Raw genomic sequence first — 18,955 nt, 5'->3', positions numbered from 1 at the left:
AAAATAATTGAAAATTTTTCTAAAAAGTTTATTTTCAGTTAATCTTTCATTTGTATTATATAAGGTATCTTAATAAAAGAGGGGAGTTTTAGATATGTTAAAGATATTTAAAAATTTTACAGGAAAGGAGTGGGGATTACTTGCTATAAGTCTTATCTTTATAGTTGCACAGGTATGGCTTGATTTAGAATTACCTGATCATATGAGTAAAATTACAATGTTAGTACAAACACCAGGTAGTGAGATGAGTGAAGTTTTATCTTCAGGTGGAGTAATGCTATTGTGTGCGCTTGGTAGTTTAATAGCTTCAGTTATTGTAGCAGCACTTGCAGCTAAGATTGCAGCTAATTTTTCTGCAAGATTAAGAGAAAGAATATTTGATAAAGTTCAATCTTTTTCAATGGAGGAAATCAATAATTTCTCAACTGCTAGTTTAATTACTCGTTCAACTAATGACGTTAACCAAGTGCAAATGTTTATAGTTATTGGATTACAATTAATAATAAAAGCTCCAATACTTGCAGTATGGGCGATATTAAAAATAACAGGAAAAAATTACACTTTTTCTATAGCTACTGCAGTTGCTATTGGTGTTTTAATGATTATGGTTGGAATATGTGTAGTTATAGCTCTTCCAAAGTTTAAGAAGATTCAGCAATTAACAGATAATTTAAATCGTGTTGCAAGAGAGAATCTTTCAGGAATTCCAGTAGTGCGTGCATATAATGCAGAAAAGTATCAAGAAGATAAATTTGAGGATGCTAATACTGAGCTTACAAATGTTAATTTATTTGCTAATCGTGTTATGGCAACTATGATGCCTAGTATAAACTTAATTATGAATGGATTAAATCTTTCAATTTACTGGCTTGGGGCAATATTAATTCAAGGAGCTGGTTTAAGAGAGAGAATGACTTTATTCTCAGAGATGATAGTATTCTCATCATATGCAATGCAAGTAGTAATGGCATTTATGATGTTAGTAATGATATTTATTTTATTACCTCGTGCTACAGTATCAGCTAAGAGAATTAATGAGATATTTGATACAGAATTAAGTATTAAAAAGGGTACTTGTACTGAAGTTCCAATAGGAATTAGTGGAGAGATAGAATTTAAAAATGTTAGCTTTAAATATCCTGATGCAGATGATTATGTAATAAAGGATATTAACTTTAGTGCAAAAAGAGGAGAAACTATTGCTTTTATTGGGGCAACTGGTAGTGGAAAGAGTACATTAATTAATCTTATTCCACGTTTTTATGATGTTACTAAGGGGGAAGTTTTAGTTAATGGATTAAATGTTAAAAAATATGATGAAAAAGTACTTAGAAATAAGTTAGGATATGTATCACAAAAGGCAACTTTATTTGAGGGAACAGTTAATTCAAATATAGCTTTTGGAGATAATGGAAGATCACATATTTCAAAGGATGATGTTGTTTATGGAGTTTATGCAGCTCAAGCTTCTGAGTTTGTTGAAAAATTAGAAGGTGAATATGATTCACATATAGCTCAAGGGGGAATTAATCTTTCTGGGGGACAAAAGCAACGTTTATCTATAGCTAGAGCAATAGCAAGATATCCAGAAGTATTGATTTTTGATGATTCTTTCTCTGCTTTAGATTATAAAACTGATAGTAAGTTACGTAAATTCTTAAAGAAAGAAATTAAAGGAACAACTATTCTTATAGTAGCTCAAAGAATTAGCACAATAAAAGATGCAGATAAAATTATTGTTCTAGATGAAGGGGTTGTAGTAGGTATGGGAACACATAGCGAATTAATGGAATCTTGTGGTGTTTATAAAGATATAGCATACTCACAGCTTTCAAAAGAGGAGCTAGATGAAGAGCAAGAAATAGTTTGTTCAGAAATTTCAGGAGAGGAGCTTGCATAATGAAGGAAAAGAAAAAATCAAAGCAACCAAAGCAATCAAAAGATTCATTAAAGAAATTAGTGAAATATTGTAAGAGTCATATGACAGTAATAATTATAGCTATTATAAGTGCAATTATTGGAACTATTTTAGCATTAATAGGTCCTGATAAACTTTCAGAACTTACAGATATTATTACAGCTGGACTAGCTAGTGATATTGATATAGATGCAATTACTTCAATAGGATTAACTTTAGTATTCATATATATAATAAGTACAGTATTGAATTTATTACAAGGATATATAATGGCATCAGTTACTCAAAGAGTATCTAAAAGTCTAAGACGTGAAATATCTATTAAGATAAATAAGCTACCTATGTCATATTATAATAATACTACAACTGGAGATGTATTATCTCGTATTACTAATGATGTAGATACAATTGGACAAACTCTGAATCAAAGTGTAGGTAACTTGGTAAGTGCTGTTTGTTTATTCCTTGGATCATTAATAATGATGATAAAGACAAATATATTACTTACAATCACAGCAGTAGTAGCAACAATTATTGGATTTGCATTAATGATGCTTATAATGGGAAAATCTCAAAAGTATTTCTCAGCTCAACAAAAATATCTTGGTAAAATTAATGGACATATTGAAGAAGCATTTACAGGTCATACTGTAATCAAGGCATATAATGCAGAAGAACAAATAGAGAATAAATTTGGTGATTTAAATACTAAGCTTAAAAATAGTGCATTCAAAGCACAATTTTTATCAGGGCTTATGATGCCTGTAATGACTTTTATAGGTAATTTAGGTTATGTAGCAGTTTGTGTAGCAGGAGCAATGCTTGCAATTAATGGAACTATTTCATTTGGAGTTATTGTAGCATTTATTATGTATATTCGTTATTTTACACAACCACTTGCACAAATTGCTCAAGCAGCACAAAGTATGCAGTCTGCTTCAGCAGCTAGTGAACGTGTATTTGAATTTTTAGAAGCAGAAGAAATGGAAGATGAAAGTACAAAGCAAACAAGTTTAACTGATACAAAAGGTAAAGTAGAATTTAAAAATGTTAAGTTTGGATATGAAGGTACTGATAGAATTATTATTAATGATTTTTCAGCTAGTGCAAAACCAGGTCAAAAAATTGCTATTGTTGGACCTACTGGTGCAGGAAAATCAACATTAGTTAATCTATTAATGAGATTTAATGAAATAAATGCAGGTGAAATTTTAATTGATGATACTCCTATTAGTAAATTAACTAGAGAGAATATTCATGATTTATTCTGTATGGTGTTACAAGATACTTGGTTATTTGAAGGAACTATTAAAGAAAATTTAGTATACAATCAAAAGGGAGTAAGTGATGATGTGATTATAGAAGCGTGTAAAGCTGTAGGAATACATCATTTTATTCAAACTTTACATGATGGATATAATACAATTTTAAATGATAAATTAAACTTATCAGTAGGACAAAAACAACAATTAACTATTGCACGTGCAATGATTAAAGATGCACCAATGTTAATATTAGATGAAGCCACAAGTTCAGTAGATACAAGAACAGAGATTATTATTCAAAATGCAATGGACAAGCTGATGGAAGGAAGAACTTCATTTGTAATTGCACATAGATTATCAACAATTAAAAATGCTGATGTAATACTTGTATTAAAAGATGGTGATATTTTAGAAAGTGGAAATCATGATGAATTACTTGCTAAAAAAGGTTTCTATGCAGAATTATATAATAGTCAATTTGAGCAAGTATCGTAAGGTAAGTTAAAGGAGATAACATTTTTAATGTTATTTTAATTCTAAAAATAGATATGTATATTTAAATTTATTGAATATATATATATTTTATAGTTTGAGAACTATCATATTAAATAACAGAGCTTTTTTATTTTATAAAGACAGAACAATGAATTTTTGTTTTTTATATCTAATTAATAAAACTTTGTTTAGAGCTAATATGATAGTTTTTTTAGTCAAATAAAAATATTAAAAGAATTTTAAGTTTATAAGAATTAGAGAGAAATAATAGTATTTAATAATGATATTTTAAACTATATAACTTGTAATAAATATTTAGTTAACATAATTATTAGTTAGTTAATATAATATATTATAGAAAAAATTTGAATAATAGGGAGGTAACTCAATATGTCAAGTAGTTGTTGCCCAAGTAATGATCCAAGAGAATTTAGATCATTAGTATTTAATGGTGGAAATATAAATGATGCTGATGAAACTACACCTGATACTATACCACTTGGAGCTGCTAATTCTAGTATTAGACTATTAGGATGGCTTTTACCACAAGGTGATACAGATGAGTATTCATTAACTTTTAGTGTACCAAGAGATGCTCGTAATGGAAGTCAAAGAGCTAAGGTATTTGTGCATTTATTAACTGATAATTCAAATACACCAACTGGTAATAGATTTGCAATCAGACTTTCATCATTATTTGCTAGAGCCAATGGTGTAGTAAATGCAGCTAATATACAAGTTTATAACAGTGGTAATATTCCAATTCAAAACTCACCAGGAAATTTCCAATATAATCATTATGTTTTAGAATTTGACTTGGATGATATTATTAGAGCTGAAGATTTCGCATTATTAAGCGTTGCTCGTATTACACTTGCTAATAATGACTATGCTGGTGCATTATTCTTAAGTAGTATAGAATTTAGATACGAAAGTCGCTAAGCATCTAAGCTAATTTAGAATAAAATCAGTAGAATTAAAAATATTTTAACCGTTACTAATATCACATTTACACTATTTTAAAATACTGATAATTAAAAATATAAGGGCTGTATAGTTAGGATGTATTCTAGAAAATATTTTAGAATTTGTCTTATTATACAGCTTTCAATTTTTATAAAAAATTTAATCATCTATATGAATAGGGATATATGGTAGAAATGCTGAAATGACATTTAAGTTAATATTAATAGTAAGGATAAAAATTAATTTTAAACAAAGTAATTTAATAAAATATTAAAGGCACCAAATAGGTAAAATTATTTATCTGTTTGGTGTTTTTTTATGTGACAAAATAAATATTATTAAGTAAAATTAGAGAGATTTAGTTGTATAGATTTTTAATTATTTCAAAAGATTTGATTTAAATCTAAGTTCTATTTATACTAAAAAATAGAATATTAATTTATAAGCAAAAGAATATAGAGTGGGGGATTATATGTTCAATTATGAGGTTATACAAAGCCTAAATGAGTTAGAATTATCATTGTATAGTTATATAATGAAAAATAGAAATAAAGTAGTTTATATGAGAATAAGAGAACTTGCGGAGGAAGCGCATGTATCTACAACAACTATATTAAGATTTTGTAGAAAATTAAAATGTGAAGGATTTTCTGAATTTAAAGTTAAATTTAAGATGTATATTAGTGAGGAAGATAATAAGAAAGTTAGAGATGATACTTCAGAAATAATTAATTTCTTGAAAAAGATAGATAATAGTGACTTAGATAAAAAATTAGATAAATTATGTGATTTGGCTAAAGTAGCAAGTAATATTATATTTTTAGGAATAGGGTCATCTGGTATATTATGCAAATATGCTGCTAGATATTTTTCATCAATAGGTAAATTTGCTGTTCATATTGACGATCCATTTTTCCCAACTAATTTTAGTTTTTATGATAATTGTTTAATAATTGCTTTATCTGTGTCTGGTGAGACACCAACAACAATAGATAGTATAACTAGATTTAAAAAAGAAGGATGTACTATTGTAAGTATAACTAATAGTGAAGATTGTGCTATTAGTAAAATATCAGATTTAAATTTATCATATTATGTACAGCAAGTAAAAGTTGGAGAAAGTGATATAACAACTCAATTACCAGTATTATATATGATAGAGAGGATAGGTAAAAAATTATATAATCAATATAAAATTTAATAATTAAATTTAAAAATAACACTTAGTTTTTATATGGACAAGCCGTTTTAAAAGCTAGGTGTTTTTTTATAAAAAAAACAATATGTTATATTTTTGTATCAATTAATTAAGAATGTAACATGTTTTTTTAGCTTGTGAAACTGATTACAAAGTAAATGATTGAAGCTATAATAAAAGCATAAGAATGAAGGGGGATGACAATTTGATATATAAGGATTTAGATAATTTTAGAGATGATTTTTTATGGGGGTCAGCATCAGCTGCATATCAAGTAGAAGGGGCTTGGGATAAAGATGGAAAGGGGCCAAGTATATGGGATATATATACTAAGGAGCCAGGAAAAACTTATAAAAATACAAATGGAGATATAGCTGTAGATCATTACAATAGATATAAAGAAGATGTAGCCTTAATGGCTGAGATGGGGCTAAAGGCTTATAGATTTTCAATAGCTTGGAGTCGTATTTATCCAATGGGTAGAGGAGAGGTAAATGAAAAAGGTTTAGAATTCTATGATAATTTAATAGATGAATTATTAAGAAATAATATAAAACCAATAATAACAATTTATCATTGGGATTTACCACAACACTTACAAGATTTATATGGAGGATGGGAGTCTAGAGAAATAATAGACGATTTTAATAATTATTGTATAACTCTTTATAAAAGATATGGAGATAGAGTTAAACATTGGGTAACTTTAAATGAGCAAAATGTATTTATGGAGTTAGGATATATGTTAGCACTTCATCCACCAGGTGTTAAAGATAGAAAAAGAATGTTAGAAGCTAATCATATAGCTAATTTAGCAAATGCAAAAGCAATTCAATCATTTAGAACTTATGTACCTAATGGAATGATTGGGCCAAGCTTTGCCTTAGGACCAACATATGCATATAGTTGTAAGCCGGAAGATGTACTAGCTTATGAAAATGCAGAAGATATTAATTGTAATTGGTGGCTTGATATTTATTGTAAAGGAACATATCCATCATTTGCATTTAAATATTATGAAAAATTAGGAATAGCTCCAGTTATTGAAGATGCTGATCTTGAGTTATTAGAAAAAGGAAAGCCTGATTTTATAGGAATTAATTATTATAGAACATCAACTGTAGAAGCAAATCAATTAGATGGTGTTGGTATATCTGATTCTATGAATAATAGTGGGAAAAAAGGAACAGCAAAAGAAAGTGGAATTCCTGGAGTTTATAAAACTATTAAGAATCCTAATTTAAAATCTACTAATTGGGATTGGGAAATAGATCCTACAGGTTTAAGAGTAGGAATGAGAAGAATTACAAGTAGATATGGATTACCTATACTAATAACTGAAAATGGTCTTGGAGAATTTGATAATTTAGAAGCTGAAGATATAGTAAATGATGATTATAGAATAGAGTATTTAAAGAGTCATATACAAGCTTGTCGTGAGGCAGTGACAGATGGAGTAGAGCTTCTAGGATATTGTACATGGTCATTTACTGATTTATTAAGTTGGTTAAATGGATATCAAAAACGTTATGGATTCGTATATGTAGATAGAGATGAAAATGATATTAAGACTTTAAAGAGAATTAAGAAGAAAAGTTTTTATTGGTATAAAGAAGTTATAAAAAATAATGGACAAAACTTATAAAAATTAATAGAGCTTTAAGTTTATAAAATACTTTATTTAGAAGTTATTTAAATAAAAAATTAGTGTATTAGCAATATAGTAATGTATCTAATAAGTAATAAGAATGAGTTAGAGTGAATGATAAAGGTATAGAAGTTTTTATAAAACATCTTCTGTATTAGAGTATTCAAGTGTTAATAAATAGATAAACTGAATGTTTATATGATTAGATTTTAAATAAAAAGATTGTAATGGCTAGAAAATCTAATGAAGATAATTTATATAATCATATGAAGTAATGGATAAAAACTAATAGTTAGAAGAGGTTTTATATAATTTAATTTTTGTTATAAGGAGGAACTATTAATGAATTTTATGGATAAATTTCAGAGTAGTATAGAAAGACTTCTAGTACCAGTGGCAGAAAAGTTAAATGCACAAAGACATATTTGTGCAGTAAGAGATGCATTCATTCTAACATTTCCATTAACTATGGCAGGATTATTAATGCTATTATTAAATTTTGTTCTACTATCACCAGATGGATTTATCGCTAGGATATTTAAGTTAGGTAAGATATTTCCAAACCTTGCAGATTATCAACAAATATTTAGTCCAGTACTAAAAGGTTGAACAGATATATTAGCTATATTAATAGTCTTTATAGTAGCGAGAAATCTAGCTAGAACACTTAAGAGTGATGATTTATTAACAGGTTTAATTGGCATTCAAAAAAAGATTCGTGAAGAGCTTGGTAAAGAAGCGGGGGATATTATTAGTGTAACAATACAAGAAAGAGAAAAATAAAAATTTACTTAGATAGTCTGATTAAAAATCAGGCTATTTTTATTTGAATTATTTATATAAGTTTTGTGAATTTTTTATCTTTTCACCTTAATTTAGAAAAGGGTAAATTATAATATAATTTATTGAAATTAATTTAAATAATAAATTTCAATATTAGTAGAAATAGATTTTAATTAAATAAGTTAATTAGCTTTAATTTAAGAAATAAATAAGTGGGGGATTTGAGTGAAAACTAATATATTAATTGTAGAAGATGAAGAAATTATAAGAGAAGGTGTTAGTGAATATTTATCCGAAGTTGGTTATAATATCTTAAATGCAAGGGATGGACAAGAAGGTTTAGATTTATTTTTAAATAATAAAGTAGATTTAGTTATATTAGATGTAATGTTACCTAAAGTAAATGGATTTGTTGTATTAAATAGAATAAGAGAAGTAAGTGATGTACCTGTAATTATGTTAACTGCTATGAGTGATATAAATGCTCAGGTTATGAGTTTTGATGAGAAGGCAGATGATTATATTACAAAACCTTTTTCAGTGCTGATTCTTCATAAGAGAATAGAGGCATTACTTAGAAGAAGGATACAAGATACTAGGGTTAATAAGTGGAACTATAATGATGTTGAGGTTGATTTTTTAGGTTTTTCAGCAAAGAAGCAAGGGGAGCTTATAGATTTAAAGCCTAAAGAAATAAAGTTATTAGAGTTATTATTAAAATATAAGAATCAAGTTTTAACTAGAGATCAAATACTAGATATATTATGGAGCATAGATGAAGCACCTAATAATAGGGTTATTGATGTGTATATAAAAAATATTCGTAAAAAATTAGAATTAAACTGTATAGTAACTGTTAAAGGGATTGGTTATAAATTTGAGGAGATAGTATGAGAAAGTTAAAATTATTTACTAAGACATATTTATTTACTATGATTTTAATAAGTATAATAATTTTAATTTGTCATATTTTGATTTATATGTTATTACCAATATCTTATACTAATAGAAAACAAGCTGAAGTAAAGGAGATTAGCGAAGCTTTAGTTGCAGAAATAAGTGGTAAAGATGAGGAAGAGATTAATAACATAATAAAAGATTATGTTCATGTATATAGAGTATATATATATATGAATATAAGAGGAGAAAATAAGTTATTTCAGGGGATGGATTCAGTAGATATTGATATACATTCAGATAAATTTAATGATGATATGATATCTATTTCAGATATATGTATAGATAATAGTATAGACTCAGAGATTATAATGGAAACCGATGTAGACTCGTATATTAATATTAATATTAAGAATCCTACTATTATTAGGAAAGAGCAATTTAATACTTTAGATGGTGATGTTGTAAATTTAAAATTAGTTATGGATTTAGAATCGCTTAAAGAAACTAGAGATGTGATATTTATGTTACTTCCGTATACATTGGTAATTAGTTTACTTATTTCATTAATTGTAGTATATATATATGCTAGAAAAATTACTAGCCCTATAAAGAAGATATGTGAAGTTACTAAAGAAATGGAACTTTTAAATAATAAAGCTTTTTGTGAAATAGAAACTGATGATGAAATAGGAGAGTTAGCAGGAAATATTAATAGTTTATATGAAAGACTTTTAAGTACTATCCATTCCTTAGAGAAAGAAATTGAGAATGTAGGTAAATCAGAAAAAATGAAGGGGGATTTCTTAAGGGGAGCATCTCATGAACTTAAAACTCCTTTAATGAGTATACATATAATGATAGAAAATATGTTATTTGATATAGGAAAATATAAAAACCATTATGTATATTTAGAAAAGTGTAAAGATGTAGTTGAGGATTTAAGTAATATGGTTCAAGAAATATTAGATACATCGAGATTTAATAATTTAAGTGATAAAAAGGAAGAAGAGGTAGATTTATCAGAAATATTAGAAGAGACTATAAAATCATATAAGCTTATAGCAAAATCAAAGAATATAGATATGACGGTTGATACTGAGAATTCATTTATTTTTAAGCTTAATAAAACTTTATTTACTAAGGCTTTATCTAATATTATTTCTAATGCTATAAAATATACTGATGAATATAAAAAAATAAGAATTTATTTTAAAGATAAATCACTTGTTATAGAGAATGAGTGTATACCAATTCCTAAAGAACATTTGGAAAATATTTTTAAAGCTTTTTATAGAGCAGAATTTGATAGAAATAAAAATAGTGGTGGAAATGGATTAGGATTATATATTGTCCGTCAAATACTATTAACTCATAAATTGCCATTTTCTTTTGAGGCTATACAAGATGGAATGAGATTTACAATATTCTTTGAAACATGAGGCTTATATTTTAAAAAAATATCTAAAGTACAACTTATTTTAGATGGTTTTTAAATTTTAATTATAAATTTTCTTAATAAGAATAAAAAATAACATCATAAATAAGTAATATATTACCTGTTATACAAAAATTATGATTATATTTTATATTAATTTCATATTAGAGTGATATTATCTATTCTGAGCTATTAATAATAACTAAATATATTAAAAAAGTTAGTTATTATAGAGTGAGGGGGGAGTATAATATTGAACTTTAAAACAGATAATTAGAAGAAAGTTTAAATTATTTTTATAGGAGATTTATTAATGAAAAATAGTACTTTAAAAAATAAAGATTTAATAACGAGTGTTTTATATGCGTTATCAATAATTATTTGTATATATAGTTTAGTTACAATATACAAATCATATACATATATATCAGACTTTATATATAAAAATAATTTAGTAGTAAAACACCAATTATTTAATGTAATTTCATATTATATGAATGAATCCATGCCATATATATTTTATGCAATAGTTATTTGGGGAATTGCTTACATAATAAATAAATTAAATTATATAAACTTAAATAAAGGGTATATTGATAAAGAGCTTAATGAAAATGTAAAAATATCAAAGGAAAATTTAGAATATAAGGAAGAAGAGTTAGATTTATTTGCTAGTAAATTAGATTGGGATAAAGATAAGGGGTTGTTAGATTAAAAGTCTATGATACTTATAGAGTTTTTAATTAATAATTTATAAAGTTAACAGCAGCATAAAATAGTAATTATAGATTGTTTTTATGAGTAATAGGGGGCTAAGTTTTATTATATAGAATGTATTTAGATCCATATACTCAAATATTTCTAATAATTCGTCTGCCAAGTTTTATTATATAGAATGTATTTGAAAAATAAGAAATAGTATATTGGGGTATAAAAAAAGCTCTACAATAAGTAAAAAATATTGTAGAGCTTTTTGTAATACTTACAAAACTGTAAGTGTTGTTGAAAGAGTTTTGAAAGTCCTAAATTTTATACTTAAGCTAAAGAAGTAAATTTATCTTAGAATTAATGAATTTAGGGGGATTGTATGAAAAACATATTAGAGACTATTAATTTAAATAAATACTATGGTGAGGGTAAAAATCTTGTAAAGGCAATTGATAACACTAATATAGAAATTAAAGAAGGAGAGTTTGTTGCTATAGTTGGTAAATCAGGTTCGGGTAAAAGTACATTATTACACATGCTTGGAGCACTTGATAGACCAAGTTCAGGTAAGATTTTAATAGATGGAAAAGATATTTCAGATATGAAAGAAGAAAAGCTTGCTATATTTAGAAGAAGACAAATAGGATTTGTATTTCAATATTATAATTTAATACCATCAATTAATGTTTGGGAGAATATAATTCTGCCAATAGGTTTAGATTCTAGGAAGGTTGATATAGAGTTTATTAATGATATATTGAAAACTTTAGGGCTTGAAGATAAAAAGAATAGTATGCCTAATACTTTATCAGGAGGGCAACAACAAAGAGTTGCAATAGCAAGAGCTTTGGCATCTAAGCCATCAATAATATTAGCAGATGAGCCAACAGGAAATTTAGATTCTAAAACTGAAGAAGAAGTTTTGACTTTATTAAAAGCAAGTGCAAGAAGATATAGTCAAACAATTGTTATGATAACTCATGATGAGGGAATTTCTCAAATGGCAGATAGAACTATAAATATTGAAGATGGTAAGGTGGTGAGTTAATGAATACTTTATCTACCTTAGCTAAAGGAAGTCTTAAAAGTAATAAGTCTAAAAGTATATTAATAATTTTAACTATTTTATTAACTACAACACTTTTAACATCAGTTAGTCTTACTTGTCTAAATTGGTTTAATGCAAATAAGCAAGTGACTATTGAAAGATCAGGATCATTTCATGGAATATATAAAAGAGTTGATGTAAATAAAGTAAATATACTAAAGAATAATATAGATATTGAAAGTATAGGAGTTTTTAAAACAGTAGGATATTCAAGCTTTAAAGAAAATAATTTATCTATTGTATATGCTGATAATAATACAAATGATATGGGGAATGTAAAGTTTATTAAAGGAAATATACCCACTAAGAAAAATGAAATAGCTATTCAAGAAGGATATTTAAACTTACTTGGTATTAATTCAAATCTTGGAGAAAAAGTAAGTTTAGAATATGAGTCAAGAGAAGATGGTAAGATAAAAAAATATAATTTTATATTATCAGGAATAATTAAGAACTCAGAAATTAATAAGGCAAATAAACATTATACAGCAATAGTATCAGAGAATTTTTTTAAAAATGAAGAATCATCAAAAGATATGGAATTTAATGCTTATATAAGAGTTCTTGGAGAAAATAAATTATCAGGGGATGAAATTAAAGAAAAGTTAAAGTCCGTAGCTAATGATGTTGGGATAAATAAATATAATGTTAAAGTTAATGATGATTATATAAATACAACTAATCCAGATCCAACAGTAATAGGTTTTGGAGTAGTTATAACATTAATTATAATATTTTCAAGCATAATAGTTATTTATAGTATCTTCTATATATCAGTAGTAAATAAGGTACAAGAGTATGGAAAACTTAGAGCAGTTGGAGTAACTAAAAAGCAAATAAGAAAAATTATATTAAAAGAAGGACTTACTTTAGCTACTATTTCAATTCCAGTAGGAATAATAGTTGGATATTTAATTAGTAATCTAATAATAGTAAAAATTATAGGTTTAGATAGGTATGGAGTTTTAGGAATTAATATACCAGTAATAATAGGAATTTTAATTATAAGTTATATAACTGTATTTGTTTCGTTAATTAAGCCCATGAATATAGCAGCAAAAGTTTCTCCAGTTGAAGCTATGAGATATAGTGGAGATTATAATAATAAAAAACAAAGAAAAGGATATGAAACAATAAATCTTAAGAGATTAGCATATGCAAATATATTAAGAAATAAAAAAAGAACATTAATAACTTTGGCTTCACTTTCATTAAGTGGAATACTTTTTATAACAATTTCAACTGTAATGAGTAGTATTAATGCTAAAGATATGGCAACTCAACATAGTTCAGGTGATTTTACTTTATCTTTAACTAATTATAGTTTGGATAAAAATTCAGGAACTACACTTGGAATGCTTCAAGAAAAAAATACTTTAGGAAAAGAACTACAAGATAAAATTAGCAAGATTGATGGAGTAAAGGAAATAGATATATCTAGAAGTACTAGTGCTAAATATATTTTGCCATCAGGAGAGGAAAGTTCAGTATCTTTTGGTGGATATGAAGAAAGTATGTTTAAAGAATTAGAAGAAAATTTAGTTGAAGGTGAAATAAATAGAGAGAGCTTATTATCTGGAAAGGGGATAGTATACACATATCCAGATTTTGCAGAAGAATATGGAATAAAGGTTGGAGATAAAGTTAAACTTTCAATTTATGATGGAAGTAGAGTAATTAACAAAGAATTTAATGTAGATGCGATTAGTGCTGTTTATGGGAATGAATTTATAGTACCCAATAAGATATTAAATAAAATAATAAAAACTGATCTTACTACTTCAGTTGGAGTAACAGTAAGTAAAAGTAAGATTGAATCTGTAAAAGAAGAAATGAAATCAATAGCTGATAGTAATGGATTTATTGAAATGACTACCTTAGAAGATACTATAAAACAATATGAACAGGCTATTGAAATGACTAAAATACTTGGATATTCCTTAGTAATAATTATAGGAGTTATAGGATTTATCAATCTTATAAATACAATGATAACAAGTATAATTACAAGAAAAAAAGAACTTGGTATATTACAAGCTATAGGTTTATCAGATAAGCAGCTTATAAGAATGTTACAAATTGAGGGAGCTTTTTATACTACCGTTACTTTAGGAATAACTTTAACAATAGGAAATGTTATAGGTTATGGAGCATTTTTAACATTTAAGAATTCAGCAGCTTCTTATGCATCATATAATTATCCATTAAATCAAACTATTATAATGATAATTTCGGTAGTATTAGTTCAAATTTTAATAACTTATTTAGTTACTAATAATTTTAAAAAGGATTCTTTAATAGATAGAATTAGGTATAGTGAATAATTTTATATTGATAAAAGAAAATATATTATTGTTTTTCAATAAATTTTTATTGTTTTTGGTTTTGAGATGTGATATTATACAATTATCAAATATTAAAAATTTAAGGGAGATTTACAAATGAAAAAAGTTATTTATAGTTTACCTTTCATATTAGGAATTTGCTGTTTTATAGCTTTTAATATGATAGGTTCAAAAGTAGAAGCAGATGGAACACTTGTTGAACCATTCTTTTTAATACCTATGGCTTATCTATTCTTCTTTAGTGGAATACTTTTATTAATAGTAAGAGGAGGATGGAATTTATATAGAAAGTATGTAAGAGCTTAAATTTAGTCTCTTATTAAAATAATTGAAGAACTAAAGATAAATATTTTTTATAAAAATTTTCATTGCTAAAATAAAATATTATTTAATAAAAAAGAGATATTGGATTTGTTTACAATATCTCTTTTTATTATTTAGATTTAGTATAGATTAAACAAAATATTTATATGCTATAATTATTTTGTTATAGAAATTATTGGAGGGTGTAATGGGGAGAATATTATTAGTCGAAGATGATGAATCTTTATGTAGAGGAATAAGTTTTAAGCTTAAAAAAGAAGGATATGAAGTTTTAACAACATCTAAAGTTAATGAGGCTTTAGAGATTTTTAATAGTAATAAAATAGACTTAGTTATTAGTGATATTAGTTTAGAAGATGGTGATGGTTTTTATCTTTGTGAGGAAATAAGGAAAAATAGTGATGTACTTTTAATTTTTTTAACAGCGCTTGATCAAGAGGTAGATATAGTTACAGGATATGATTTAGGAGCAGATGATTATATTACTAAACCTTTTAGTCTTATGGTTTTGATTTCAAAGGTAAATGCTTTAATGAGAAGAATAATGAATTCTGAAAGTGATAAAAGAGCAATATCTTCTGATAATTTAACTTTATATATTGATGAAATGAAATTAATAAGAGATGGTGTAGAGATTACTTTAAGTAAAAATGAGTACAAGCTTTTAAATTGTCTAATAAGTAATTCAATGAAGATAATTACTAAAGAACAGCTTTTAGAAGTATTATGGGATAAAGATGGAGTATTTGTTGATGAAAATACTGTTGCAGTTAACATAAGAAGACTTAGAGAAAAAATAGAGAGTAATCCATCAAAGCCTATATTTATAAAAAATATTAGGGGGATAGGATATAGATGGGATAGAGAGTGTAAAAACATATGAATATAAAGATGAAGTTTGATCCAATATTTAAAAAGATATTTATTTTTTTAGTTCTGATTATAACAGCTATATATTCGTTATTTCTATTTTGGGAATATAAGCAATTAGATAAAGTACATAAAGAGCAGATAAAAGCATATCAAAGAGTAGTAGGAAGCTTGGTTAAGGAATATCCAGAAAAAGAATCTGAAATAGTTAGTAACTTAATAGGAACTAAAAAAGAAGATGAGAGTTATGGAGATAAGATTCTAAGAAAATATGGATATACATTAGAAATGGATTCTAGTAAGGATTCAATATTTAAGAAGTACCAAAGTGGATACATAAGAAATACTGCAATTGTATTACTTGTTATAATAGCTTTAAATATTATGATAGTTTATCTTATAGGAAGATATATATTTAAAAATTTAGAGAAAATATCAAATATCTTAGAGAAATTTATAAAAGGTGATTATACATATGATGGTGATTTTACAGAAGAGGGAATAATTAGTGTAATAGCTTCACAACTAAATCAACTTGGTAAAAATATTAGTTTTAATTATACTAAGCTTGAAAATGAAAAGGAAAGTTCAAAAGCTTTAGTAACTGATATATCTCATCAACTTAAAACACCATTAGCATCTTTAAGTATGTGTAATTCAATATTAGAAGATGATGAGCTTAGTGAGGAAGAAAGAAAAGAATTTTTAGAAATGAGTAATAAAAATATAAATAAGCTTCATGCTTTAATAAATTCATTAGTTAATATATCTAGATTAGAAGTTGCAATGATAAAACTAAAACCTAAAGAAAATAATCTGAAAGATACTATATTAAGGGCTTATAACAGTGCTTATATTAAAGCTAGAAATAAAGATATAAATATTAATATAGCTGAAATAAAAGATTATATTATAAAACATGATAGTAAATGGACAGAAGAAGCTATATTTAATGTGTTAGATAATGCTATAAAATACACTGAAAAAGATGGAGAAATAAATATATACCTTGAAGAGACTAATAACTATATAAAGATAAATATAAGTGATACTGGGATTGGTATAAATAAAAAGGAGTTTAATAATATCTTTAAAAGGTTCTATAGATGCAAAGAAAATGAGAAAAATAATATTGAAGGTTCAGGTGTAGGCTTATATTTAACTAGAAAAATATTAGAAGATCAAGGTGGAAGTATTATTGTTAAGTCAAAAGAAGGAGAAGGTAGTAAATTTATTTTATTTTTGAGGAAATAAAAATTTTAAGAATATATTATTTAGATTGAGGATGATTTAAAGGGGGATTTATTAAATATGCATACCATAATGATAATTGATGATAATAAGCAATTACAAAATGAAATAGGAAAACTATTAATAAATAATGGGCATTCTATCATTAAACCCAATGAATTTAATAATATTCCGTATTTAGTAAAGGAGAGTAATCCAAGTCTTATATTATTAGATATAAATTTACCAGGAAATGATGGGTTTAAAATTTGTACAGAGATACGAAGTTTTTCACAAATTCCAATTATATTTATAACTAGTAGAAATACTAATATAGATGAACTTATGGGTATAACACTTGGTGGAGATGATTTTATAACAAAGCCATATAATACTCAAATTTTACTAGCTAGGATAAGTTCTCTTTTAAAAAGAGCATATCCTGACAAAGGTATGAATGATGTAATTGAGCATAATGGAGTTAAGATAAATATTTTAGCAAGCACTGTGGAGTGTAATGGGAGGATTAATGAGCTTACTAAAAATGAACTTAAAATATTATATTATCTATTAAATAATAGAGGAAAAATAGTATCTAGGGTAGAGATTATGGAATATCTTTGGGATAGCTCAATGTTTGTAAATGATAATACTCTTACAGTGAATATTGGAAGAATAAGAAATAAGATTGGGGAGCTTGGAGTAAAAGATTATATAAAGACTAAAAGGGGACAAGGATATTTAGTATGAGTTTAGGTGATTTCTTAAAAAGTAGATTTACAATAATATTCTTAAACTGTATTGTGCTAATAACTTTATTGGTTTTTCTCTTTAGTGTGGGAAATACTACAGATACTTTAAAGATAATAATATTTGCATGGATTAGTATATTAGCATTATATTTATTTTTTCAATATAGGAATAGAAAAGAATTTTTTCAACAGCTTTCAAATAGCATAGACAATTTAGATAAAAAATATCTAATAAGTGAAGTTATTGATTTACCAGTTTATTTAGAAGCTAAACCTTATTATTATTTACTAAAGAAAGCTAGTAAATCTATGAGAGAAGAAATAAATTTTATTAAAGATGAGAGAAGGGAGTATAAAGAATATATTGAACAGTGGATACATGAAGTGAAAATACCAATAGCAGCTATTAAGCTAATAGAAGAAAACAATAAGACAGATATATCAAGAGTTGTATTGCAGGAGCTTGAAAGTTTAGATAGGTATGTGGAACAAGCTTTATTTTATGCAAGAAGTGAAGAGGTAGAAAAAGATTATTTAATAAAGGAAGTATCCTTAAAAGAATGTATAAATAAAGTCATAATAAAAAATAAGTATATATTTATTTTGAATAATATAGATATCGAAATAGAAGATATAGGGCAAAGTATTTATTGTGATAGTAAGTGGCTTGAGTTTATCATAAATCAGATTATAGTCAATGCTATAAAATATAGAAGTTTAAAATATTCAAAAGTTAAAATATATACTAATAATATAAAGAATGGAGTTCAATTAATAATAGAGGATAATGGCATTGGAATATCAGAAGAAGAAATAAATAGAGTTTTTGAAAAAGGTTTTACTGGCAAAAAAGGAAGGTTAAATAATAAATCTACAGGGATAGGACTGTATTTGTGTAAAAAATTATGTTGTAAGTTAGGATTATTAATACATATAGAGTCAAAAGAAAATTTATATACGAAAGTTATAATAACATTTCCAAAAGGGAGCTTTGTAATGAAATAGGACAA

16 protein-coding genes are annotated in these 18,955 nt (G+C 25.9%); all 16 read left to right on the top strand.

What is annotated here, in order from left to right; translation table 11 throughout:
* The first annotated feature begins 94 nt into the window (after positions 1 to 94).
* The 16 genes from BN8917_RS11465 (at position 95) to BN8917_RS11390 (ending at position 18,950) form a co-directional block, all read left to right on the top strand.
* Positions 95 to 1,900, top strand: coding sequence for an ABC transporter ATP-binding protein (locus BN8917_RS11465; RefSeq protein WP_066874534.1), 1,806 nt, complete (start codon positions 95 to 97; stop codon positions 1,898 to 1,900).
* A complete protein-coding gene (locus BN8917_RS11460) occupies positions 1,900 to 3,678 on the top strand; it encodes an ABC transporter ATP-binding protein (protein ID WP_066874532.1) in 1,779 nt (592 codons plus the stop codon). The genes BN8917_RS11465 and BN8917_RS11460 overlap by 1 nt, the downstream gene beginning before the upstream one ends.
* 390 nt (positions 3,679 to 4,068) lie before the next feature.
* Positions 4,069 to 4,620: a hypothetical protein gene (locus BN8917_RS11455; protein WP_066874530.1), complete on the top strand. Its 552-nt coding sequence runs from the start codon at positions 4,069 to 4,071 to the stop codon at positions 4,618 to 4,620.
* Between the two features lie 496 nt (positions 4,621 to 5,116).
* Positions 5,117 to 5,845, top strand: a complete 729-nt coding sequence (locus BN8917_RS11450) for a MurR/RpiR family transcriptional regulator (RefSeq protein WP_066874528.1) — start codon at positions 5,117 to 5,119, stop codon at positions 5,843 to 5,845.
* Positions 5,846 to 6,047: 202 nt separating this feature from the next.
* Positions 6,048 to 7,487, top strand: a complete 1,440-nt coding sequence (locus BN8917_RS11445; protein WP_066874526.1) for a glycoside hydrolase family 1 protein — start codon at positions 6,048 to 6,050, stop codon at positions 7,485 to 7,487.
* Positions 7,488 to 7,832: 345 nt separating this feature from the next.
* Positions 7,833 to 8,099: a hypothetical protein gene (locus BN8917_RS11440; protein ID WP_066874524.1), complete on the top strand. Its 267-nt coding sequence runs from the start codon at positions 7,833 to 7,835 to the stop codon at positions 8,097 to 8,099.
* A 399-nt stretch (positions 8,100 to 8,498) separates the two neighbouring features.
* The gene (locus BN8917_RS11435; protein ID WP_066874522.1) at positions 8,499 to 9,167 is read left to right on the top strand and encodes a response regulator transcription factor; all 669 of its coding nucleotides are present in this window, start codon (positions 8,499 to 8,501) and stop codon (positions 9,165 to 9,167) included.
* The gene (locus BN8917_RS11430; protein ID WP_066874520.1) at positions 9,164 to 10,612 is read left to right on the top strand and encodes a sensor histidine kinase; all 1,449 of its coding nucleotides are present in this window, start codon (positions 9,164 to 9,166) and stop codon (positions 10,610 to 10,612) included. Before BN8917_RS11435 ends, BN8917_RS11430 begins: the two co-directional genes overlap by 4 nt.
* 309 nt (positions 10,613 to 10,921) lie before the next feature.
* Complete coding sequence (locus BN8917_RS11425; RefSeq protein WP_066874518.1) at positions 10,922 to 11,323, top strand: hypothetical protein; 402 nt, start codon at positions 10,922 to 10,924, stop codon at positions 11,321 to 11,323.
* 372 nt (positions 11,324 to 11,695) lie between these two features.
* Complete coding sequence (locus BN8917_RS11420) at positions 11,696 to 12,364, top strand: ABC transporter ATP-binding protein (protein WP_066874516.1); 669 nt, start codon at positions 11,696 to 11,698, stop codon at positions 12,362 to 12,364.
* Positions 12,364 to 14,748: an ABC transporter permease gene (locus BN8917_RS11415; RefSeq protein WP_066874514.1), complete on the top strand. Its 2,385-nt coding sequence runs from the start codon at positions 12,364 to 12,366 to the stop codon at positions 14,746 to 14,748. The genes BN8917_RS11420 and BN8917_RS11415 overlap by 1 nt, the downstream gene beginning before the upstream one ends.
* A 117-nt stretch (positions 14,749 to 14,865) precedes the next feature.
* The gene (locus tag BN8917_RS11410) at positions 14,866 to 15,075 is read left to right on the top strand and encodes a DUF3955 domain-containing protein (protein WP_066874512.1); all 210 of its coding nucleotides are present in this window, start codon (positions 14,866 to 14,868) and stop codon (positions 15,073 to 15,075) included.
* Between the two features lie 205 nt (positions 15,076 to 15,280).
* The gene (locus BN8917_RS11405; protein ID WP_066874510.1) at positions 15,281 to 15,976 is read left to right on the top strand and encodes a response regulator transcription factor; all 696 of its coding nucleotides are present in this window, start codon (positions 15,281 to 15,283) and stop codon (positions 15,974 to 15,976) included.
* Positions 15,973 to 17,217: a sensor histidine kinase gene (locus BN8917_RS11400; RefSeq protein ID WP_066874508.1), complete on the top strand. Its 1,245-nt coding sequence runs from the start codon at positions 15,973 to 15,975 to the stop codon at positions 17,215 to 17,217. The genes BN8917_RS11405 and BN8917_RS11400 overlap by 4 nt, the downstream gene beginning before the upstream one ends.
* Before the next feature lie 57 nt (positions 17,218 to 17,274).
* Entirely contained in the window at positions 17,275 to 17,943 is a 669-nt protein-coding gene (locus tag BN8917_RS11395; RefSeq protein ID WP_066874506.1) for a response regulator transcription factor, read from the top strand.
* 86 nt (positions 17,944 to 18,029) lie between these two features.
* Positions 18,030 to 18,950, top strand: a complete 921-nt coding sequence (locus tag BN8917_RS11390) for a sensor histidine kinase (RefSeq protein WP_235830007.1) — start codon at positions 18,030 to 18,032, stop codon at positions 18,948 to 18,950.
* Positions 18,951 to 18,955: the final 5 nt, after the last annotated feature.

This window comes from Clostridium mediterraneense, assembly GCF_900091705.1.
Classification (GTDB): domain Bacteria; phylum Bacillota; class Clostridia; order Clostridiales; family Clostridiaceae; genus Sarcina; species Sarcina mediterraneense.
This window is presented reverse-complemented; position numbering and strand designations above follow the sequence as displayed.